This window comes from Pseudoalteromonas sp. MMG005 (assembly GCF_018101015.1).
Taxonomy (GTDB): domain Bacteria; phylum Pseudomonadota; class Gammaproteobacteria; order Enterobacterales; family Alteromonadaceae; genus Pseudoalteromonas; species Pseudoalteromonas aurantia.
On record NZ_JAGJEK010000001.1, the window covers coordinates 335,109 to 355,707 of the forward strand.

Below are 20,599 nucleotides of genomic sequence, written 5' to 3' on the forward strand. Positions count from 1 at the left end.
ACATCGCTATTTCAAGAAGTAATAATGAATTGTAGCGCGCGCCCACAGCCCCTCTACACATATCAATCACAGCAAGGTGCAATTCAATCATTGCGTTTAAATCACTGCCATTACATAGAAATGTCAGATATTTGTGCAATTTGGTATTACACTGTTATTTTTTCATCAGCTTGATGGTCTTACTACTTTAAGCGTAGAACATATTATTTAATTTTAAGGGTAAATTATGGCTCAACATTTTGATTATATTGCTATTGGCGGAGGAAGTGGTGGTATCGCTTCTGCTAACCGTGCTGCAATGCGTGGCGCAAAAGTAGCCATCATTGAAGCCAAACATATGGGTGGAACCTGCGTCAATGTTGGCTGTGTGCCTAAAAAAGTAATGTGGCATGGTGCACAGGTGGCTGAAGCCATCAAGCTCTATGCACCAGATTATGGCTTTGATGTAGAACTGAAAAATTTCGACTGGGCGAAATTAGTGGAAAGTCGCCAAGCCTATATTGGCCGTATTCACCAAGGTTACAATGGTTACTTGGCAAAAAATGGCGTGACCGTGATCAATGGTTTTGCCAAATTTATCGATAATAAAACGGTAGAAGTGGATGGCGAGCAATATACCGCTGACCATATTTGCATTGCTGTAGGTGGTCGCCCTTCAGTACCAGATATCCCTGGTGCCGAGCACGGCATTGATTCTAATGGTTTCTTTGAACTCAACACACAGCCGCGCAGTGTCGCGGTGATTGGCGCTGGTTATATTGCCGTTGAGCTTGCCGGTGTACTGCACAGTTTAGGAACCGACACCCATTTATTTGTACGTAAGCATGCGCCGCTACGTAGTTTTGATCCGCTCATTGTTGAGACACTGACCGAAGTGATGGAGAAAGAAGGTCCAACACTCCACACCAATTCAACACCTAAAGAAATTACCAAAGAAGCAGATGGCTCAGTCACTTTACATTTAGAAAATGGTGAAAGTCACAATGTTGAGCAACTTATTTGGGCCATCGGCCGAGAGCCTGTTACTGATTTGATTAATCTACAAGCAACCGATGTTGACACCAACCAACGTGGTTTTATCAAAGTCGATGAGTATCAAAACACATCTGTTTCTGGCATTTATGCCTTAGGCGACATTATGGAAGGGGGGATTGAACTCACCCCAGTTGCAGTTAAAGCAGGTCGTATGCTGGCCGAGCGTTTGTTTAACCCTGAGCTTCCAGACGCTAAAATGGATTACAGCCTAGTTCCTACTGTGGTATTCAGCCATCCGCCTATTGGCACTATTGGCTTAACTGAACCAGATGCAATTGCCCAATATGGTGAAGAGCAAGTCACCGTATATAGCTCCTCTTTTGCTGCTATGTACACAGCTGTAACAGCCCACCGCCAGCCATGCAAAATGAAATTAGTATGTGTCGGCCCTGAACAAAAAGTGGTTGGCTTACACGGTATTGGTTTTGCGGTAGACGAAATGATCCAAGGTTTCGCGGTAGCCATGAAAATGGGCGCAACGAAAGCAGACTTCGATGCGGTTGTTGCCATACACCCAACGGGTAGCGAAGAATTTGTTACTATGACGGGTTAGCGTAGGAAAAGCATCCTACACATGTACGTAATTCTAGAAAACGGAACTCCCCTCATTAAAGAGCTTGTTTTTTAATGAGGGGAGTTTGTATTGCGTACGTTTCCATTTCATCTTCAATTAGTGTTTCACATATACACCCTAAGCCTTCATTAAATAAACCTATTGAGTTAGGTGGTTTCCCAACCTTCTACAATGCAAACCATCAATACCTACTTCCAGTAAACCTATGATTCAACGACCTAGTTAACCTCAGGTTTGGATAAGGGTTTTGGAATAGGAAATATTTTGTAAACAAACTTACGTACAATTCAATGATGGTATTTTGTTCAATATCAAGGCGCTTTTATACAGTAATAGCGGGCTATTACAAATGAAAGCAACGCCGAGAGTGAGAAAAATAGCTTTATTGGGCAAGTTCGCTTATCCAGAGCTGAGGTTTATTAATTGAACTATCAGTACTAAACCTAATATTCGCCATTCAAAGTGACAACTATCGTCCGCTTTCCGCCTTGATTACGATGTTCGCAAAGATAAATCCCTTGCCAAGTTCCTAAATTGAGACTTCCATTTGATACAGGTATGGACTGACTTGTTCCGATGATAGTAGACTTTATATGTGCTGGCATATCATCGCTTCCTTCATAAGTATGCTGATAATATTGTGCGTTCTCTGGGACTATTACATTAAAGTGCGATTCTAAATCAGTACGAACTGTCGGGTCTGCATTTTCATTTATCGTCAGCGATGCTGATGTGTGTCTTATGAATAGGTGCAGTATTCCTACGTTAATTTTTCGCAGTTCTGGGATTTTCTGGATTAGCTCATCTGTAATTAAGTGGAAGCCGCGTGACTTCGATTGTAGGGTGATTTCTTTTTGAATCCACATGATAAAAACCTGCCTAAATGTAATGGCTTAAGTTAGCCATATTTATGACTTATTAATACTATGTTATTATAACCAGTTGTGTATTTTCCTAGCTGAACAGAGAGATTATGTATCAAGTCGTCAGAGCATTACGACGTTGCAAGATGACATAGACTAATACTGTAAAACCTGTCGTAACAAGGGGCTCATAGCTTATTTAATATATTCGTAACTGACTCTTGGTGTGATATTGCATAGCAGTTCATAAGGGATAGTATCGGCACATGCTGCAACTTCTTCAACTGGTAGGGCCCTTCCCCACATCTCAACTTCATCACCCACTTGGATCATGCCATCATTACCGCCAATATCGACCGTTATCATATCCATTGAAACACTGCCTACTATGCCGTATCGTTCGCCCTTTATTACAACGGGTGTGCCGTGCTTCGCATGCCTTGGATAGCCATCACCATACCCCATAGCCACAATTGCAAGCTGGGTATTTTTCTCGCTTTGCCAACGACCACCATAACCGACGTATTCTCCAGATAAGATACTCCGAATTGCAATGACTTTAGTAGTGAGGCGCATCACCGCCTTCAAGCCATGATCTCTACCAATGCAGTGCAACATCGGAGATACGCCATAAATCATTAATCCGGGCCTTATCCAGTCACAGTGGCTATCACGCCAACCTAATATTCCCGCCGAATTTGCCAAACACAAGGGTTCATTATAATTTAGCGTCAGCTGCTTAAACTCACGGATCTGTTGCGCAGTACGATCATTTTTAACATCATCAGCACATGGGAAGTGGGTCATCAAATAAACAGCTGGTTTGGCATTTTCAGTTTTTTTCAAACGCTGATAAAATGCGTTGAGTTGCGCAGGTGCAATCCCTAAACGGTGCATTCCTGTGTCTACTTTTAGCCACGTTGCAATTGGGGAGTCTAACTGCGCTTGCTCTAGCATAACTAGCTGGTTCTCATCATGGATGATAGTTTGAAAGTTATTAGCCAATAAAATGGATACATCACTTTGGTTGAAAAACCCTTCTAGCAACACGATGGGTTTGGTAACCCCGCCAGCGCGCAATGCCAATGCCTCATCAATTCTCGCTACAGCAAACGCGTCTGCCTCATGTAGGTGCTGTGCAATAGTCACTAAGCCATGACCATAAGCATTGGCTTTCAGTACCGCCATAACTTTACTATTTGGCGCCAGTGCTTTAGTTCTCTTTAAATTATATGATAACGCAGATAAATCTATTTCAGCAGTCGCTAATCTCATTACATCTCACTCAATAGCGTCGGGCCTACTTAATACTCATCATCAACAGCAGGACCTGTGTAGTTATCGAACCGAGAGTATTGCCCTTGGAATGTTAACCTAACCTTACCAATAGGCCCATTACGCTGCTTACCAATAATGATTTCAGCCACCCCTTTATCCATACTGTCCTCGTTATAAACTTCATCGCGATAAATGAACATGATTAAATCCGCATCCTGCTCTATGGACCCTGATTCACGTAAATCTGAGTTAATCGGTCGTTTATCTGCCCGTTGCTCTAGTGTACGGTTCAGCTGTGATAACGCCACCACCGGACATTGTAGCTCTTTGGCTAACGCCTTTAAGGAGCGAGAGATTTCAGCAATTTCTAGAGTACGGTTATCTGATAGAGAAGGCACTCGCATCAACTGCAAATAGTCAACCATAATCATACTAATACCACCGTGGTCACGGGCGATACGTCGTGCTCGAGAACGTACGTCTGTCGGTGTCAAACCTGACGCATCATCCACATACATTTTGCCTTTCTCCATAAGTAACCCCATGGTAGACGATAATCTTGCCCAATCATCATCATCAAGCTGACCTGTACGTACTTTCGTTTGATTAATTCGTCCTAACGAAGCCAGCATCCTCATCATGATCTGTTCTGAGGGCATCTCGAGTGAATAAATCAACACAGGTTTATCTTGTGTCATTGCTGCATGTTCAGCCAAGTTCATGGCAAATGTCGTTTTACCCATAGATGGACGAGCTGCAACTATAATTAAATCTGATGGCTGCAGGCCGGTTGTCATTTTATCTAAATCGGTATAGCCGGAACTCACCCCTGTAATACCATCTTGCGGAGATTGGTAAAGCTCTTCAATTTTATCAACGGTTTTTTCAAGTATATTATGTAGGCTTTGTGGACCTTCACTGCTTTTTGTTCTCTGCTCGGCTATTTTAAATACTTTGCTTTCAGCCAGATCTAATAGTTCGTGACTATCTCGTCCTTCCGGATTAAAGCCCGCCTCAGCAATTTCATTTGCAACACCAATCATCTCTCTAACTACCGCACGCTCACGAACAATATTGGCATACGCATCGATATTTGCAGCGCTGGGGGTATTTTTTGCAATCTCAGCCAAGTAAGCAAACCCGCCAACCATAGCAAGCTGATTATTTTTCTCTAAATTCTCAGAAATCGTAATTAAGTCAATGGGCTCACTTAATTCAACCAGCTTTTCCATCGCTTCAAAAATCAGCTTGTGTGTGCGTGTATAAAAGTCTTGTGCCACCACATGTTCAGCAACTCTATCAAATGCTTGATTGTCGAGCATTAATCCCCCAAGCACAGACTGCTCAGCTTCAATAGAGTGAGGAGGAACTTTTAACGAATCGACTTGGAGATCTGGTTTGGCCATAGCACTACATCTTTTACAAATAAGAGGGCTATTTTATCTCTTAGCGTGATAACTGCAAAGGAATAATCACCAGATGTGATTAAGATTTAAGTGATGTGCCGCTATCCATCGCATAGCGGCACCATTGATCAGTTTTTCTTAAGTTCAATTCGCCCGCTAACAGTATCAACTTCTACGTCAGCACGACCACCATTAATTGAAAACTCGAGTTCTCTAGAGGGGCCATATTTGGCTCTCTTAACTTTGTCAGAACTTAATCCATTGACGATATGCCCACCTGAATGCGCATCTATGTCGAAACGTGCAGAAACATCTTGTGGGAAAAACAACCGAACATCTCCACTCACAGTGTCCATATTAATGCTGGCATTATCGCCCATTTTTGCAACACGAATATCTATTTCTCCATTGACGGTATTCAAACGTAATTCATTCAACTCTTTGATATTTAAATCAACTTCCCCATTCACATTTTCTAAGCGAATCTCTGTCGCGCTAGTGGTACTTTCGATGTCACCATTAACCGCATTAAAGCGTAGTTTGCCTTGCGAGTTTCTATCTTCAATTTCTCCGTTAACTGTTTCGTAGCGAATATTTCCAGATAGCTCTGTCGCATCGACATCTCCATTGACGGTTTCCAAAGAAACTTTGCCAGTTAATTTATCCGCTTTGACACTGCCGTTAACAGTCTTTATTTGTGCACCGGCGATCAAATTGGATGCAGACACATCAACATTCACGCCTTCAAAGCTCAACTCACTGTTTTTTGGCATATAAATCTTTAAGTTAGAACCTTGTCCACTCCCATGGTTCCAACCTCGGTTCAGTTTTGGCATTTTGACAATAAACTCAGTGACCGTACCCTGTGTTTCAAGTGAAAACCCAAGTGCCTTATCATCAAGTGTGCCCGTTACTTTAAATACATCTTGGTCCCATGCATTAATTGTCACGTCACCTCGTTGATTTTCAATCAGTACCTTGCCGCCATTGGGTATATTAATTTGCTCATTAATTTTATCTCCAGCAAATACCGATAACGGCAACATTGCTAAACTTACTAATGTATATTTCATATTATTCTCCTAAATTTGTTGCCAACGCGGTGTATGCACCTTGTTTATTAAATCTAATTGCTGCTGATATACTTGGGCCAACATTTTTAATAATGCGGCATTTTGCGGGTCATTCTCCAAGGCTTGTTTAATCGCCAATTCCGCATTTTCTAACTCTTGTAACTGCGTTTGCCAACCGGTTACCAATGCTGGTTGTTGTTCATATTGAACAAGCAAAGTTTGCTTTTGCTGATCAAAGAAGTGCGTCATTGATGCCATTGCATCATGTTTTGGTTGGACCATAACAGCCTGCCAAGTAACCAATGCCGCAATAAAACACGCCGCTACGCCAGATACTTTTGGCCAGATATTATGAGGCTTTTGATCTGTAACAGGTTTACCAATTGCATGCTCTATGCCTGGCCATAAATCTTTTTCAGGCTGAATCTCACTTGGTTGTGCGAGGGAGCGTTCAACAAAATGATCAAATTCTGGTTTACTCATTCTCATACCACTCCTGTAGTAATTTTCTCGCCCGATGATATTGTGATTTACTAGAGCCTATCGCCATTCCTAACATGGTTGAAATCTCTTCATGTCGATATCCTTCAACTGCATGTAAAACAAATACCAGCCTTGCTCGCTCTGGCAGCCTTAGCACTAACTTATCAAGCCCATTGAGCCCCTTACACAATGCGATACTAGTTTCATCCATACCTGATTTTTCAATACTCACTACTTTTTGTAGCCAGTGTTTGTGTTTTCTCAAATAGCTAATAGCAATGTTGCTGGTTACACTGTGCAACCAAGTTGTAAATTTTGACTGACCTTTAAATTGCGATATTTTATACCAAAGCTGCACAAATACTTCTTGCGTTACATCTTCGGCGTAATGTCGATCGGCTAATAACCGCAGACACAATGCATATACTCGTCGGTTGTGTTGGGCATACAGCTGAGCAAATGCAGCTTGATCACCTTGCTGCACTCGGCCTATTAACTCCTCGCAGGCACTTTCATCCGATGTTTTCGCAAATGCCTGATGGGCATCAATTAACATTCTCGTGTTCCTTTTTTATATTAAGCCTAGCTTGATATAAACCAATATAACTTTCAAGTTATAAAGTAAGAGGCCAAATGGATTAGAAAAGGTTTAAATGAAATGAATTTTTTTGAGAAAAACTGAATAAATAGAAATATAAAACGGTTAAAGCCTTCTAACTTTAAGGTTTTAGCTACTGATTTGGTAATGCTGCCGGATGTCGATAAAACCAACCTTTAAACTCGAGTTTTCCTTCTCCTCCTGTTTGACCTGCGCCAATTTTAACGTGCTTTAATGCTTCATCAAAATGCACGCCACTGCCTCCTGATGAGTTGATCACTGCACCTCGTACCGAGCCATACAACTGACCACTACCAGATAACTTAATCGAAGTAAGAGGTGCATAAATAGACGCATACATATCTGCGGCACCATTGACGATAATTCCATCAGCTCCGACAAATGAAGAGTACATACTAAACACCATATGCCCTGTCTTCGCCACGCCTTCCTGTTCAGTAATGACCTTTGCACTGGCGCCAAACTTTGCCTTACCCGTAACAAATACCGTTAAGGTTGTATCTTTTGTAATAGTGATACTGGTATTCCCCGATAATGTAAAATCACCATCGACTAACCAAATTACATCACCTCCATTATTGCCCGCGTCGACAACAATTTTACCATTACTTCCAAGGCTAAAGTTTTTCATTCCAAAAACATATTCATTATCTACATCAGAATAACCATGACTTTGTCTCGTCACGTCAAAAATGTAAATATCATGTACTTTTGAACTCCAAAACCCTTTATCAGTTGCACTTTTAGTAAAATATCCACGCTGTGGTGTAAATGTATACTCTTCCTGTGGTCCCACTGAAAAATCTAAATACGTACTGGTATCACCCATAACATTGGGCATATTTAAAGGTAGGGCAAGCGGATCACATTCTTTATCTGGATTGTCAGGGTCATAATCTGGTGACGTTGGGTCGTATACTTTAACCGGTTCGACAACGGTTTCTTGAGTTGGGTCAAATTGATAAATTTCATCGGAGTAATGGACACCATTTTGCTCAAAAGCGCTGCCCGTTTGGAAGGTGCCTGTGCCGCCATAGCGAATATCAAGTTCTGTCGGCGTTATCGAGTTTAGAATATCACTTCCCCAGTTCATAGTAACATCACCATGTGCTCGAACATATCCAGATATACTGCCACCTCGATGCGTCACAAAGCCACGGGAAAGTACATTCCCCTCAACTCGTAGACCCCCACCAGATGAGATATCAACGCCAGTATTAGACTGAACATTCCCTATAACAGGTGAAGAACCTTTTAAATATACAATCCCTGAGGCTTTAACATCTCCTTTAATGGGAGAGTGACCATTAATAACAACATCAGAATCCCCTATAACCGTATTAACGTCACCATTATTTGTTTTTGTCTGCTCATAAGTGCCTTGTGATGAATCATAACTATCTACCGACCCACTACCAGATAGATTAACGCCTTTACACCCAGTCACTGCATTAGCAAATGGAGATTCATTTTCTGCGGGGATATAATCAAACTGTGCAACTAAATAACTGTTTGCGTCTTCATGATAGCGAAAGCCATGACTGCTAATTTCAACGATGCTGTCTTCAGGGTTAGTAATGAGTGCATTATATTGTGCATCACCCCCTTTGAGCCCACCGACTCCAGTTTGGGTGCCAAACTGAGTTAACAAATCTTCCATTGTCAGACTAGAGTCTTTTTTTATAGCCTCTTTAATCGCTGTCGCACTATCGAAAACGCCTTTCTCTGCAAGTAACCGTGCATTTAAATCTTTTTGAAAGTTACCAGTGAGACGCTCTTGAACAATTGCTTCTTGTAAAGCGCCAAACACCACCACACTCGCCATAGTACTCAGTAACATCACTTTGATGAGTGTAAACCCGTGCTGCTTATGATTTATGAAGCTCACTAAAAATCCGCCATTATCATGCGCGTCACCGCGATATCAATATCAATGCCATTGGCAAACTGTGTTGGTACATTATCTGGTGTTACAGTCACTTTGATTAATAACCCGCTATCTGAGCTCGTAAAATTGAGTGCTTGTACACCTCGTAACAAGTTAACCGGTACTGAAGCAGGGTTGCCAGTTAACGTTACCGAGCACACAAGATAACCCTCATTCAAGGTATATAGCTCAGTATACGCGCTAGCTGGAATAGTGCCTTGGCATGAGAGGATTTGCGCATCTTGATCTATGTGCAGCTCGGAACCATTATTTTCAATGCGAGGGAGAATATTTGTTTGCTTTATGCTTCTCGTAAACACTTGACTGGTATAACGGACGACCTCCTGTGCATGCGAAAGCTCTTGGGTCACTACGATGGTACTCTTAATAGCAGAGTATGACATACTTACCCCTGCTAATAAAAACATACCCGCAGCCATCGCGACCATTAATTCAAGTAAGGTATAGCCATGTACTTTCATCACAAAGGAGTACACCCTGGATCAAGGGTGATATAACTTGCATTGAGTGTGATCTGATCTTGTATATTATTATTTTCTTTAAACTCATTGTCAGTACGTTTATCTTGCCAACTTACTGTAACTTGCATTTCATTGGCATATGTATCAGGCAAAGTGATTGAGTAATGATAGGTCAATGAAGGATCTGGGCCCAACCAAGTTTGTAAATTTTCATCGCTTAATAGCAAAGTGCCTAGCTGTAATCGACATGCCCTAACCCATAAACGTTCAATGGCATTTTGCCCTTGCACTAAAGACATGGTGTAATCAAAACTATTATTTGCAAATTGCAAAGATTTAAGCTGTGTTGCAGCCAGTCCCAACAAAGCAAGCCCAGCAACAAGCATGGACACCATAACTTCTAAAAGTGAAAAACCATTTTTTCTCATGCGCAATTATTAACAGCCTTACCAACCCAGCTTTGTCCACTTTGTAAAATACACAAACGAAAATCAGCCGTTGAGTCATCTTTGTCTGATACTAAGATATTACTCGCCAAATTAAGTTCCCCTGTAGAGCGCACAATACGATCGACTAAATCGATTTCGATGGTTGCATGCAGTGGATCAAAGCGCTTTAATGTGACCGCTTTTCCATCTCGTGTCGCCTGTACCAACCAGCTATTATCACTTCTAGATAAAGTAATTGTTTCGACGCTCTTAACCGCTTCACTTCGCGCAAACTTATAGACTGCACTTAGTTGATTAACACTGTTAATCAACCTATCTTGTTTTACTTGCTTCGTGAAAGATGGCACAGCCAACACCGATAAAATTGCAATGATCCCAAGAGCAATAATGAGTTCAATCAATGTGAACCCATTGTTTTCTCTCTTGTTACCAGCAGTCATCTGATACTGCTCCTTTCACCCCTTGATGATTAAGTGTCAAAGTGCCACACCTATCTGTAATTTGCGGTCCTCCCGCAATTGCGACTGCAGAAAGAGTAAATGCGCGGCTACGAAAATTCCCTCCATCTTGCGGTTTATCCTGGTTAAGGTATTTAAAGTTGTAACCTTGCGTCGTCAAAGTAATGTTAAATTGTGATGAATCAGGGTACCCACCGTTTCTAGAGTATATACGCTCTAATAATGCAGCCACTTGCAACATCTTTTGTTGCGCTTCTGAGCGCCGACTTTCTTGCACATATTCAAAATAAGATGGCATAGCTAAACTACCAAGCACAGCCACTATCAATACTGAGATAAGTAACTCAGTTAAGGTAAACCCTTTTGATAAACGTAATTGCACAAAAACTCCAAAAACAAATGATAACGCTGTCATAAAACCAATTACAGGGACAGATAGTATAGACTGAGTTACAAATAGTTAATACTTATTTATTAACCAAATTATCACATACAGCGACTATTTAAAAATCAGTTCTTGTTCAAATAGACATCAACATCGTGAACAAAAAATACGACTTTATGAACTTGGGTGGTTGGTTATGTACATCCTGTGTATTAATCTTATTGTTGTTATATCAACCGATTTTTACACTGAAAATATGAATTGTTTTTATTTTTCAGAGGGGAAGTCATTAAAAAGCCGTACACAGGCGTGCACGGCTTTGCTTAATAAGTATTAAGCTTCAGCAATAACGATTACTTTAATAGTAGCGGTTACGTCTGAGTGTACTGCGATTGCAACGTCAAATTCGCCAGTCTCACGGATAGTACCAAGAGGTAGACGAACTTCTGATTTAGCAACTTCAACACCAACAGCCGAAATCGCTTCAGCGATGTCGCGAGTACCGATAGAACCGAATAGCTTACCTTCGTCACCAGCTTTAGATACTAAAGTAACTTCTGCTAATGCTTCTAGTTTGTCAGCGCGTGCTTGAGCAGCCACTAACCCTTCAGCGATTTTCGCTTCTAATTCAGCACGACGTGCTTCGAAAGTTTCGATATTTGCTTTAGTCGCAGGAACTGCTCTACCTTTCGGGAATAAGAAGTTACGTGCGAAGCCAGATTTAACTGCAACCTGGTCACCTAGGCCACCTAGGTTAGCGATCTTGTCTAGTAGAATAACTTGCATGTCTCTACACCTTTTAAAAACTGTTAATCAGCTGCTTACTTATGTAAGTCAGTGTATGGAAGAAGGGCTAAGTAGCGAGCACGCTTGATAGCAGTTGCTAGCTGGCGCTGGTATTTAGCGCTTGTACCTGTAATACGGCTAGGTACGATTTTGCCACTTTCTGTTACATAGTTTCTAAGAGTAGCTAGATCTTTATAATCGATTTGTTGTACGCCTTCCGCTTTAAAACGGCAGAACTTACGACGTCTGAAATAACGTGCCATGAGTAATTCCTCAATTAATTCTTTCAATATGTTGTGCATGTAATACAAGTTGACTCAAACCGTTTCGGCTTTCGTGTCGGTTTAAAAAACCGCGTACCTGTATTGCTTGCCCAACGTATAAATGCTGAGTTTGATCCTGGAATGTTTCCCCACTTGCAACCACTTGAAGTCGAACATAACTATTACGGTTAAGCTCTGCTTCAACTTGCATTGATTTATGTTCAAGAACAAAAATGCAATGTGGAATACCAGCAGGACTTTGACTAAATTTGGGTGTTTTACAAATCATGCCCGAAAGCACATATTGATTTGTATACAGGTCAGCCTGTTGTTGCACCGCAAACCCTCAGTCAATATCCAGAGTCAATAACGATTAAGCAGTAGCTGCTTCTTTTTTCTCTTCTCTTACAAGAGGAGATGCTTCAGTTACAGCAGTTTTAGTACGCATAACTAAGTTACGAAGTACTGCATCGTTGTAGCGGAAAGAAGTTTCAAGCTCGCTGATTACTTCAGTTGTTGCTTCAACGTTCATAAGAACATAGTGTGCTTTATGAAGCTTTTCGATTGGGTATGCCAATTGACGACGGCCCCAGTCTTCAAGACGGTGAATAGTGCCACCAGCTTCAGTGATAGAACCAGTATAACGCTCGATCATACCAGGTACTTGCTCACTTTGATCTGGGTGAACCATGAATACGATTTCGTAATGACGCATGGATATTCCTTACGGTTAATATAGCCTTGTCCCGTTTCGGCCAGTCGGGGTAAGGCAAGGAACTAAATATGATAGCCGAAATGAGCGCGTATTTTACGCGTAGTTTGAAAAATACGCAACAGGATTTTTTAGGAAATTAACAATTTATAGAAAGAGAAAATAATGCAAGGAAGTTTGGAGCGGCACACGAGGCTCGAACTCGTGACCTCGACCTTGGCAAGGTCGCGCTCTACCAACTGAGCTAGTGCCGCATCGTAGATCTGAAAAAGTCAGATAAAATTTGAAATTGGAGCGGCACACGAGGCTCGAACTCGTGACCTCGACCTTGGCAAGGTCGCGCTCTACCAACTGAGCTAGTGCCGCATCGCAATGAGTAAATTTTAATTTGGAGCGGCACACGAGGCTCGAACTCGTGACCTCGACCTTGGCAAGGTCGCGCTCTACCAACTGAGCTAGTGCCGCACTAAAACTTACAACTTAAGATTGGTAAGAAAAACCCCACTAGGCTTCTCGTCTTAAGCGGGGCAGGATTCTACAAGATAAAAAAAGCTTTGCAAGCGTTTTTTTACAGATTAAAGAATTTTTGCTGATACACCTTCAATTCCATAATAGAATCTTTGATGTCATCCAAAGCAAGGTGTGAACTTTTTTTGGTCACATCTTTCAACAATTCAGGCTTCCAACGTCTTGCTAATTCTTTTACCGTACTCACATCCAAATTACGGTAATGGAAATAAGCCTCTAGTTCTGGCATATATTTATTCAAAAAACGACGATCTTGGCCTATGGAGTTCCCACACATAGGTGACTTCGCTGGTGGCACCCATGCTTTCAAAAAGTCTAATGTTTGTTTAATCGCATCTTCTTCAGAAAACTGACTCGCTTTACAACGCGCAGTTAACCCTGAACGGCCGTGCTGATTAGTACACCACTCATCCATACCATCAAGAAGTTCATCACTTTGATGAATGGCGATTACTGGCCCTTCGGCCAATATATTTAAATCACCATCAGTGATTACTGTGGCTATTTCTAGTATTTTATCTGTTTTTGGTTCTAACCCCGTCATTTCGAGATCAAGCCAAATCAAATTTGATTCATTCAAAGACATAAACTACCTTAGCGGTACTTTCCTTTAGATCCAGTGCAATAACATATATCATATTAGCTTCATCAGTTGACCTAAAGCTTTTTTTTAAAAAGCGGGGCATTTAATTGAGTTATAGACCAATTACATGCGGCTCACAAAACAAACAGTACATTAATAGGCAAATTTAAACAAATTTCCTTTTATTGAACGAAAGATCAAAGTGAACATGGCAAAACAAAAGAAACTCAGTAAAGGCCAATCCAGACGGATCAGTGCCAACCATCAAAAACGTTTGCACAAAGCTAAACAGCAAAAAGCAGACATAACAGAGACCGCATGGCAGGCCGACAACTTAGGCCCGACTGAAAATGCAGTGGTACTTAGCCGTTTTGGTCAACATGCCGATATTGAAACTATTAACGGGGAAGTATTGCGTTGTAATATTCGCCGTACAGTCTCGAACTTAGTGTGCGGCGACGAAGTGATATTCCGCCGCGCAAAAGTCAGTGAAGGTGATTTAGCTGGCGTGATTGAAGCAACAGAAGAACGCCGTAGCCAGCTCACTCGCCCCGACTTTTACGATGGGATCAAAGTTGTCGCAGCAAACATCGACCAAATACTCATGGTCTCTGCAGTCCTGCCTGAGTTTACACCACAAATTATCGATCGATACCTTGTCGCGTGTGAAGATATGGGTATTGAACCCATTTTAGTACTCAATAAAATTGATTTGCTTGATGAGGAAGGGTTGCAACTCATCGAAGATGTGCTCAATATTTACCGAGATCTAGGGTACAAAGTTTTACTCGTCAGTAATAAGTCGAAACAAGGTATTGAAGAACTAAAGCAGCAGCTCGTTGATAAAAACAGCATTTTTGTTGGCCAATCCGGTGTTGGTAAGTCGACTTTAGTAAATACTGTTCTACCTAACGCTGATATTCTAACTAAACAGGTTTCTGAAAACAGTGGACTAGGCCAACATACGACTACCGTCTCTCGCTTACATCACCTTCCATCTGGCGGCAACCTGATTGACTCACCAGGAATTCGAGAGTTTGGCTTATGGCACCTTGACGTTGAACGCGTAACCTTTTGTTTTAAAGAGTTTAGAGAATTTATCGGCGGATGCCGCTTTAGAGATTGTAAACATTTAAACGATCCAGGCTGTTTGTTAATTGAAGCAGTTACAGCAGGACAGATCAGTCAATTACGTTTTGATAGCTACCACCGCATACTTGAATCTATGGCCGATGGCCGCGCCGGAGCAAGGGCTCCCCGCGTATAATCACGCAGTGAAAGTATGTTAGAATCAGCAAAAATTTTGTAGGAATCGTAAAGTGAACTTGGATAAATTTAAAATTGCCATGCAATACGCCATGCCTAAGCATGCGATATCACGCCTTGTAGGCAAACTTGCAGCAGCACAAGCAGGTGCATTGACTACACAATTAATAAAGCTTTTTATTAAGCAATACAAAATTAATATGAGTGAAGCTTTATATGAAAATCCGGCACATTATAAAACCTTCAATGAGTTTTTTACTCGACCTTTAAAATCTGGGATCCGCCCACTAGCAGAAGATGAGCATATCATTGCACACCCAGTTGACGGTGCCATTAGCCAGTTAGGTGACGTGGTTGACGGACAAATTATCCAAGCAAAAGGGCATGATTATAGTCTGCAAACCTTGCTGGGCGGGAAAGAAGACGATGTCTCGCCTTTCTTAGGGGGGAAATTTGCTTGTATTTACCTAGCACCGAAAGATTACCACAGAATTCACATGCCAGTTGATGGCACCTTAAAACGTATGATCTACGTACCTGGTGACTTGTTTTCGGTTAACCCACTCACCGCACAAAATGTGCCAAATTTATTTGCGCGAAATGAACGCGTTGTGGCTATTTTTGACACAGCTATGGGCCCATTAGCGATGGTGCTCGTTGGTGCTACGATAGTGGCCAGCATCGAAACTATTTGGGCAGGAACTGTCACGCCACCAGCTGGTAAAGACGTATTTAGCTGGGATTACCCTGATAACGGCACAAATGCGGTTCGTTTGAAAAAAGGTGAAGAAATGGGCCGCTTTAAATTAGGTTCAACGGTTATTTTAGCTTGGGGTGCAAATGAAGCTGACTTCTTAGAAGGTGAGTTACCTGAAAAAACCACTCGTATGGGCACGCCATTTGCGCAAAAAGTGTAAATTCGGCCTCAGCGAAAAGCCTGCATAACGCAGGCTTTTTTGTATTCTAGTATTATCACTGATTATATATGCCTACAATGATGGCACTCAGGATCCGTATGCAGCTTAAACTCTCGTACAGAGAGGCTCATCCCATCCACTTGACGCATACTGCTACCTGAAACATGTCCCAACAACACATTCACGGCAGAAAGCGCTTGCATCGACCCTATCATACCCAGCAATGGCCCTAATACACCAAAATTATCACAATTAAGCGCTGCTTCCTCATCACTTTGCGGAAATATACACGCGTAGCACGGCGATGGTTGCCTAAAATCAAAACACATGACTTGCCCATGCGTCCCAATTGCCGCCCCCGAGATTAATACGCCTTTTTGTGTTTGGCAAAAGTGATTCAACAAATAACGAGTTTGATAATTGTCACTACAATCAAGCACAATATCTGCTGAACTTAAATGCTGCATGATATTATGCCTATCAATGCGTACATGAACGGGCTGCAAATCAATTTGGTTATTCAAACTGGCCAACACTTTACTCGCGGCTTTTGCTTTTCTCTGCCCTAAGTGATTTATCTTGTATAAAATTTGCCGCTGTAAATTAGATAAATCCACTTCATCGTCATCAATAAACGTCAATTTACCAATGCCCGCAGCGGCCAAATACAGTAGGGCAGGACTCCCTAGCCCACCACAGCCGACAACACAGACATGTGCATTTTTTAATTTTAACTGCCCTTGCATCCCTACTTCACTGAGCAGTAAATGTCGGCTATAACGGATCTGCTCTTTCTCTGTTAATACCAGAGGTTCATCGTTCAAAGAAGAGCGTGCGCCTTTGCTAGGTTCAACCATTGATCATAACTTGTAATTGCGAGATAGCCGTTTCATAGTCATCTGCTTCAGTAATTGCTCTTACCACAGCGACACTACCCACTCCAGTCTCTGCAACTTGTGTAGCACGCGTTAAATCTATCCCACCAATCGCAACCGTTGGATATGTATCACGCATCAGTGGTACAAAGTGCTGTAACTTTTCTAAGCCTTGAATTTGGCCCGTCATATCTTTAGTCGTTGTCGGGTAAATAGCGCCAAACGCTAAATAGCTTGGCCTATAGTTATGCGCACGAACCATTTCATAAAAGCCGTGCGTTGATACACCTAAACACAACCCAGCGCCCTGAATGGCAGCTAAATTGGCTTTGTCTAAGTCCTCTTGACCTAAATGCACACCATATGCGCCGTGCTGAATAGCTAACTGCCAATGATCATTAATAAAGACACGCCCTTGATATTTTTCGCCTAAGGCAATCGCCGTTTCAATATCCTGTTCTAAGGTCGGCGACTGAGCGTCTTTAACGCGTAACTGTACTGTTGGTACACCCGCAGCCAAACACTTTTCGACCCAATCCACCGTATCAACGACAGCATATAAGCCTAACTCCCCTCCCGTACTGGCAAACCCCGCTGAAAAGTTAAATTCAGAGGGTGTTTCCAACTCAAGTTCATCACCTAGCCAGCTACCAGCTTCTATTACTTGCGGAAAATACTGTAATTCTTCTGGAAAAGACGTATGAGCCACAGGCCCTATTCCTTCACCATAGCGCCTACCAAAATGCAGCCCCTTGTTGATATAGGCTTTGCCCAAAATAAACGCGTCTTTAAGTGGGTAGCCTTTGGCCAAGCAGGCTGCAATAGCAGACGCGAGACTGCATCCAGTACCATGGGTATGCGGTGTAACAACCGCTTCATTCCCCAACCAATACTCCTCTTGCTCATCTGACAAAGCAAAATCGACACAGTACCCTTTAGGGAAGTCCCAATGTCCGCCTTTAATCACAACAGACTTAGCACCGAATGCTTGGAGTTTCTGGGCGGCTTCTTTCACAGCACTAGGACCAATTAAATATACCCCAGTGAGCAGCTGTGTTTCATGGGTGTTCGGTGTGATCACGTCAACTAAAGGCAGCAGGTGGGTTTTCAGGGCATCCACCGTATCTTCTTCTGTTAATAAATCCCCACTGGTTGCTATTGCAACTGGGTCATACACAATTACCGGAGGCTCTGCCCATGTTCGTTTATAGTGACTCAAATGTTCAGCAACCAACTGGATTTGCTGCACGTTTGCCAACATGCCAATTTTAATCACTTTGGCTGGCATATCGTGAATAAGCGCTTGGAGCTGAGATTCAATGACATCTGTTGACATAGCATTGAGCGCTTCAACCCCTAAACTATTTTGTGCCGTCAACGCCGTTATCACAGTACAAGCATGCACATTAAAACTTTGCATTGCCTTAATATCAGCTTGAATACCAGCGCCTCCGCCAGAATCAGACCCAGCTATACTCCATACAACATCCGCCATTAAGGCTCCTTAAAATTGTTCTCATTCGTTTCTATCATGGTTCTTCACGTCATCATTATTGATGCCAAAAAGGCATACCCATGGTCGGCGTTGAAGGGGCTGCAACCTCTTTTTCCGGCATCGCTTGTGCTAGGTAAGCAGCACGCCCTGCACTGACCGCGTGAGAAAAAGCGCTCGCCATAGAAACAGGGCAACCAGCCCCTGCAATCGCAGAATTCAATAACACCGCATCGTACCCCATTTCTAACGCTTGGCAAGCGTGAGAGGGCAAACCAAGACCTGCATCGACTATCAATGTCATATCAGGTAAGCGCTCTCGAATGGTTTTTAGGTTATAAGGATTCAGTAACCCTTTGCCTGTGCCGATGGGTGCTCCCCAAGGCATCAGCACCTCACAGCCTAATGCCGCTAAACGTTGACACAAGACCAAATCATCGGTGCAATAAGGTAATACTTTAAACCCATCGTTTAATAATATTTCAGTAGCCTCTAACAAGGCAATTGGATCTGGCTGCAGATTATATTCATCCCCAATCAGTTCTAATTTTATCCAATCGGTTACAAACACTTCTCGACACATTTTTGCCAGCGTTACCACTTCTTTTACACTGTGACAACCCGCGGTATTGGGCAGTACTTTCAATCCTGTGTCTTTAATTAACTGCCAAAAATCCTCACCAGCAGCCACTGAATTTTGTCGACGCAATGACACAGTCACTATTTCCGAACTGGTCGCTACAATTGATTCTTGCATAATTTTTGGTGATGGATACAGCGCAGAGCCTATCAGCAAACGATTAGAGAATGTCTCTCCATAAATAGTTAACGGGATGTTCTCACGCATAATCTATCCGCCTTGAATAGGGGACAGTAAATCAATGCTATCCCCTGCTTTAAGCACCATTTCAGCACAGTGGCTACGTGGCACAAATTCGCCATTGACCGCCACGGCAAAAGGTTCTTTCGCCCCTTTAGCCAAAATGAATTCACGTAAATTTGGCGTGTTCAACTGTGTCGTTTCGCCATTAAAAACTACTTTCATAACAACCCTTTACTAAGTGCTTCAGACACCAAAGCCGGTGCAAGTAAATAACCATGACGATACAACCCGTTAATACGTATCACATTCCCACAGTGTTCAACACGCGGCCTATTATCACTAAACGCAGGCCTTAAACCAGCATTAATAGCTATCACTCGTGCTTCAGAAAAGCCACTGTGTACGGTATAGGCGGCTGACAGCAACTCTAGCGTTGAACGTACAGTAATAGGGCCATTATCTTGCGATTCAATCTCAGTTGCCCCTATCACAAACTCATTATTTGGCTTAGGCGCAATATAAATTGGATAGCGGGGATGCATTAATCTCACAGGTCGATTGAGTTCAACCTCTGGTGCATGCACTCGTGCAACCTCCCCTCTAACACCGCGTAAATCTGCCGATTCATTTTGTGCACCAAGTCCTCGACAATCAATGATCCTATCAAAATACTGGCCATCGACAGTCATAAACTCGGTTGTAGCCGTCCTGAGCGTGATGTGACGATTAAACTGAAATTGCACGCCTTCCTTTTGCAAATAGGAAAAACTAGCCCGATAAAATGCCAAGTTATCTAGTTGCCCTTCACATGGTAAATACAATCCTTGATGAAACCGCCCTGCCAATTCAGGCTCAAGTTCATTAATATATGCGCTGTTTAATACTTGTGCTTCCTGACCTTTTAAGGGTTTTAAACGCTGGGAAAAGCTATTTAGATCGCCTTTATCTTGCGCATGAGCAACGATTAATGTGCCCATTTGCTGAAAAAATACCGGTTCAGGTAACTTCGCTAACAAACTTGGCCACATTGCCATTGATTTAAGACCTAGCTCTGCCAAATCAGTTTCACAAATGACTGACTCAGCCAATGGCGCCAACATCGCAGCAGCTAATGCACCAGCACTACTACTGGCATGTTCATCGCTGGCTTCGTAGACACTAACATGACACTTTTCATGTAACATTAGCGCAGCCACACGCCCTACCAGCCCAAACCCTAAAATCGCAACTTTTGGTTTGCCCATCATAACGCCCTATTCACACGTGACAGTGGTGTACCCAAGACAAGTTACATCACGTATTTCACACTATATAACTTGCCA

At 42.4% G+C, this 20,599-nt stretch carries 24 protein-coding genes and 3 tRNA genes; 3 read left to right on the forward strand and 24 right to left on the reverse strand.

Features of this window, described 5'->3' with window-relative positions; all coding sequences use genetic code 11:
- Nucleotides 1-226: 226 nt before the first annotated feature.
- Nucleotides 227-1,588, forward strand: a complete 1,362-nt coding sequence (gene gorA / locus J8M01_RS01575; RefSeq protein WP_211056782.1) for a glutathione-disulfide reductase — start codon at nt 227-229, stop codon at nt 1,586-1,588.
- Between the two features lie 464 nt (nt 1,589-2,052).
- Here the strand turns inward: gorA and J8M01_RS01580 are convergent, their stop codons facing one another.
- From J8M01_RS01580 to orn, 19 genes are all read right to left on the reverse strand, one after another.
- Entirely contained in the window at nt 2,053-2,475 is a 423-nt protein-coding gene (locus tag J8M01_RS01580; RefSeq protein WP_192508886.1) for a secondary thiamine-phosphate synthase enzyme YjbQ, read from the reverse strand.
- Between the two features lie 192 nt (nt 2,476-2,667).
- Complete coding sequence (gene alr / locus J8M01_RS01585) at nt 2,668-3,747, reverse strand: alanine racemase (protein ID WP_211056783.1); 1,080 nt, start codon at nt 3,745-3,747, stop codon at nt 2,668-2,670.
- Nucleotides 3,748-3,776: 29 nt separating this feature from the next.
- On the reverse strand, nt 3,777-5,156 hold the full coding sequence (gene dnaB / locus J8M01_RS01590; protein WP_010365611.1) for a replicative DNA helicase: 1,380 nt from the start codon (nt 5,154-5,156) through the stop codon (nt 3,777-3,779).
- A gap of 128 nt (nt 5,157-5,284) precedes the next feature.
- Complete coding sequence (locus tag J8M01_RS01595; RefSeq protein WP_210995747.1) at nt 5,285-6,229, reverse strand: DUF4097 family beta strand repeat-containing protein; 945 nt, start codon at nt 6,227-6,229, stop codon at nt 5,285-5,287.
- A gap of 9 nt (nt 6,230-6,238) precedes the next feature.
- On the reverse strand, nt 6,239-6,712 hold the full coding sequence (locus J8M01_RS01600) for a hypothetical protein (protein WP_211056784.1): 474 nt from the start codon (nt 6,710-6,712) through the stop codon (nt 6,239-6,241).
- Nucleotides 6,705-7,268 (reverse strand): RNA polymerase sigma factor, encoded by a 564-nt coding sequence (locus tag J8M01_RS01605; RefSeq protein WP_210995749.1) that lies wholly within the window; start codon nt 7,266-7,268, stop codon nt 6,705-6,707. The genes J8M01_RS01600 and J8M01_RS01605 overlap by 8 nt, the downstream gene beginning before the upstream one ends.
- A gap of 175 nt (nt 7,269-7,443) precedes the next feature.
- Complete coding sequence (locus J8M01_RS01610) at nt 7,444-9,219, reverse strand: polymer-forming cytoskeletal protein (protein WP_348772705.1); 1,776 nt, start codon at nt 9,217-9,219, stop codon at nt 7,444-7,446.
- Complete coding sequence (locus tag J8M01_RS01615) at nt 9,219-9,740, reverse strand: prepilin-type N-terminal cleavage/methylation domain-containing protein (protein WP_210995804.1); 522 nt, start codon at nt 9,738-9,740, stop codon at nt 9,219-9,221. Before J8M01_RS01615 ends, J8M01_RS01610 begins: the two co-directional genes overlap by 1 nt.
- Complete coding sequence (locus J8M01_RS01620) at nt 9,740-10,168, reverse strand: prepilin-type N-terminal cleavage/methylation domain-containing protein (protein ID WP_247670930.1); 429 nt, start codon at nt 10,166-10,168, stop codon at nt 9,740-9,742. The genes J8M01_RS01615 and J8M01_RS01620 overlap by 1 nt, the downstream gene beginning before the upstream one ends.
- Nucleotides 10,165-10,629: a GspH/FimT family pseudopilin gene (locus J8M01_RS01625; protein WP_210995750.1), complete on the reverse strand. Its 465-nt coding sequence runs from the start codon at nt 10,627-10,629 to the stop codon at nt 10,165-10,167. The genes J8M01_RS01620 and J8M01_RS01625 overlap by 4 nt, the downstream gene beginning before the upstream one ends.
- A complete protein-coding gene (locus J8M01_RS01630; protein ID WP_312037099.1) occupies nt 10,616-11,029 on the reverse strand; it encodes a type IV pilin protein in 414 nt (137 codons plus the stop codon). Before J8M01_RS01630 ends, J8M01_RS01625 begins: the two co-directional genes overlap by 14 nt.
- A gap of 336 nt (nt 11,030-11,365) precedes the next feature.
- A complete protein-coding gene (gene rplI / locus J8M01_RS01635; protein WP_192508894.1) occupies nt 11,366-11,818 on the reverse strand; it encodes a 50S ribosomal protein L9 in 453 nt (150 codons plus the stop codon).
- A gap of 35 nt (nt 11,819-11,853) precedes the next feature.
- The gene (rpsR, locus tag J8M01_RS01640) at nt 11,854-12,081 is read right to left on the reverse strand and encodes a 30S ribosomal protein S18 (RefSeq protein ID WP_002962753.1); all 228 of its coding nucleotides are present in this window, start codon (nt 12,079-12,081) and stop codon (nt 11,854-11,856) included.
- A 10-nt stretch (nt 12,082-12,091) separates the two neighbouring features.
- A complete protein-coding gene (gene priB, locus J8M01_RS01645) occupies nt 12,092-12,418 on the reverse strand; it encodes a primosomal replication protein N (RefSeq protein WP_192508895.1) in 327 nt (108 codons plus the stop codon).
- A 36-nt stretch (nt 12,419-12,454) separates the two neighbouring features.
- Complete coding sequence (gene rpsF, locus J8M01_RS01650; protein ID WP_138591187.1) at nt 12,455-12,796, reverse strand: 30S ribosomal protein S6; 342 nt, start codon at nt 12,794-12,796, stop codon at nt 12,455-12,457.
- A 175-nt stretch (nt 12,797-12,971) separates the two neighbouring features.
- A tRNA-Gly gene (locus J8M01_RS01655) sits at nt 12,972-13,047 on the reverse strand.
- Nucleotides 13,048-13,083: 36 nt separating this feature from the next.
- Nucleotides 13,084-13,159, reverse strand: a tRNA-Gly gene (locus tag J8M01_RS01660).
- Between the two features lie 23 nt (nt 13,160-13,182).
- A tRNA-Gly gene (locus tag J8M01_RS01665) sits at nt 13,183-13,258 on the reverse strand.
- A gap of 103 nt (nt 13,259-13,361) precedes the next feature.
- Complete coding sequence (orn, locus tag J8M01_RS01670) at nt 13,362-13,907, reverse strand: oligoribonuclease (RefSeq protein ID WP_192508896.1); 546 nt, start codon at nt 13,905-13,907, stop codon at nt 13,362-13,364.
- A gap of 205 nt (nt 13,908-14,112) precedes the next feature.
- Between orn and rsgA the strand changes: the two genes are divergently transcribed.
- A complete protein-coding gene (gene rsgA, locus J8M01_RS01675; protein ID WP_211056785.1) occupies nt 14,113-15,171 on the forward strand; it encodes a small ribosomal subunit biogenesis GTPase RsgA in 1,059 nt (352 codons plus the stop codon).
- Between the two features lie 52 nt (nt 15,172-15,223).
- Entirely contained in the window at nt 15,224-16,087 is an 864-nt protein-coding gene (gene asd / locus J8M01_RS01680; protein ID WP_211056786.1) for an archaetidylserine decarboxylase, read from the forward strand.
- Nucleotides 16,088-16,149: 62 nt separating this feature from the next.
- Here the strand turns inward: asd and J8M01_RS01685 are convergent, their stop codons facing one another.
- Genes J8M01_RS01685 through J8M01_RS01705 form a run of 5 tightly spaced genes read right to left on the reverse strand, consistent with a single transcriptional unit; the run spans nt 16,150 to nt 20,524 of the window.
- Entirely contained in the window at nt 16,150-16,944 is a 795-nt protein-coding gene (locus J8M01_RS01685; RefSeq protein ID WP_211056787.1) for a HesA/MoeB/ThiF family protein, read from the reverse strand.
- Nucleotides 16,937-18,457: a thiamine phosphate synthase gene (gene thiE / locus J8M01_RS01690; RefSeq protein ID WP_211056788.1), complete on the reverse strand. Its 1,521-nt coding sequence runs from the start codon at nt 18,455-18,457 to the stop codon at nt 16,937-16,939. Before thiE ends, J8M01_RS01685 begins: the two co-directional genes overlap by 8 nt.
- A gap of 55 nt (nt 18,458-18,512) precedes the next feature.
- The gene (locus J8M01_RS01695) at nt 18,513-19,301 is read right to left on the reverse strand and encodes a thiazole synthase (RefSeq protein WP_211056789.1); all 789 of its coding nucleotides are present in this window, start codon (nt 19,299-19,301) and stop codon (nt 18,513-18,515) included.
- Between the two features lie 3 nt (nt 19,302-19,304).
- Entirely contained in the window at nt 19,305-19,499 is a 195-nt protein-coding gene (thiS, locus tag J8M01_RS01700; protein WP_210995757.1) for a sulfur carrier protein ThiS, read from the reverse strand.
- Nucleotides 19,496-20,524, reverse strand: coding sequence for an FAD-dependent oxidoreductase (locus J8M01_RS01705; RefSeq protein WP_211056790.1), 1,029 nt, complete (start codon nt 20,522-20,524; stop codon nt 19,496-19,498). Before J8M01_RS01705 ends, thiS begins: the two co-directional genes overlap by 4 nt.
- Nucleotides 20,525-20,599: the final 75 nt, after the last annotated feature.

What these genes read in the sequence shown, in the direction of transcription:
- rsgA (WP_211056785.1), top strand. Translation starts at nt 14,113, where the DNA reads ATGGCAAAACAAAAGAAACTCAGTAAAGGCCAATCCAGACGGATCAGT.
- J8M01_RS01705 (WP_211056790.1), bottom strand. Translation starts at nt 20,524, where the DNA reads ATGATGGGCAAACCAAAAGTTGCGATTTTAGGGTTTGGGCTGGTAGGG.
- rpsF (WP_138591187.1), bottom strand. Translation starts at nt 12,796, where the DNA reads ATGCGTCATTACGAAATCGTATTCATGGTTCACCCAGATCAAAGTGAG.
- J8M01_RS01580 (WP_192508886.1), bottom strand. Translation starts at nt 2,475, where the DNA reads ATGTGGATTCAAAAAGAAATCACCCTACAATCGAAGTCACGCGGCTTC.
- J8M01_RS01615 (WP_210995804.1), bottom strand. Translation starts at nt 9,740, where the DNA reads ATGAAAGTACATGGCTATACCTTACTTGAATTAATGGTCGCGATGGCT.
- thiS (WP_210995757.1), bottom strand. Translation starts at nt 19,499, where the DNA reads ATGAAAGTAGTTTTTAATGGCGAAACGACACAGTTGAACACGCCAAAT.
- thiE (WP_211056788.1), bottom strand. Translation starts at nt 18,457, where the DNA reads ATGGCGGATGTTGTATGGAGTATAGCTGGGTCTGATTCTGGCGGAGGC.
- rplI (WP_192508894.1), bottom strand. Translation starts at nt 11,818, where the DNA reads ATGCAAGTTATTCTACTAGACAAGATCGCTAACCTAGGTGGCCTAGGT.
- rpsR (WP_002962753.1), bottom strand. Translation starts at nt 12,081, where the DNA reads ATGGCACGTTATTTCAGACGTCGTAAGTTCTGCCGTTTTAAAGCGGAA.
- dnaB (WP_010365611.1), bottom strand. Translation starts at nt 5,156, where the DNA reads ATGGCCAAACCAGATCTCCAAGTCGATTCGTTAAAAGTTCCTCCTCAC.
- J8M01_RS01605 (WP_210995749.1), bottom strand. Translation starts at nt 7,268, where the DNA reads ATGTTAATTGATGCCCATCAGGCATTTGCGAAAACATCGGATGAAAGT.
- J8M01_RS01595 (WP_210995747.1), bottom strand. Translation starts at nt 6,229, where the DNA reads ATGAAATATACATTAGTAAGTTTAGCAATGTTGCCGTTATCGGTATTT.
- J8M01_RS01600 (WP_211056784.1), bottom strand. Translation starts at nt 6,712, where the DNA reads ATGAGTAAACCAGAATTTGATCATTTTGTTGAACGCTCCCTCGCACAA.
- J8M01_RS01620 (WP_247670930.1), bottom strand. Translation starts at nt 10,168, where the DNA reads ATGAGAAAAAATGGTTTTTCACTTTTAGAAGTTATGGTGTCCATGCTT.
- gorA (WP_211056782.1), top strand. Translation starts at nt 227, where the DNA reads ATGGCTCAACATTTTGATTATATTGCTATTGGCGGAGGAAGTGGTGGT.
- J8M01_RS01625 (WP_210995750.1), bottom strand. Translation starts at nt 10,629, where the DNA reads ATGACTGCTGGTAACAAGAGAGAAAACAATGGGTTCACATTGATTGAA.
- J8M01_RS01695 (WP_211056789.1), bottom strand. Translation starts at nt 19,301, where the DNA reads ATGCGTGAGAACATCCCGTTAACTATTTATGGAGAGACATTCTCTAAT.
- alr (WP_211056783.1), bottom strand. Translation starts at nt 3,747, where the DNA reads ATGAGATTAGCGACTGCTGAAATAGATTTATCTGCGTTATCATATAAT.
- J8M01_RS01685 (WP_211056787.1), bottom strand. Translation starts at nt 16,944, where the DNA reads ATGGTTGAACCTAGCAAAGGCGCACGCTCTTCTTTGAACGATGAACCT.
- orn (WP_192508896.1), bottom strand. Translation starts at nt 13,907, where the DNA reads ATGTCTTTGAATGAATCAAATTTGATTTGGCTTGATCTCGAAATGACG.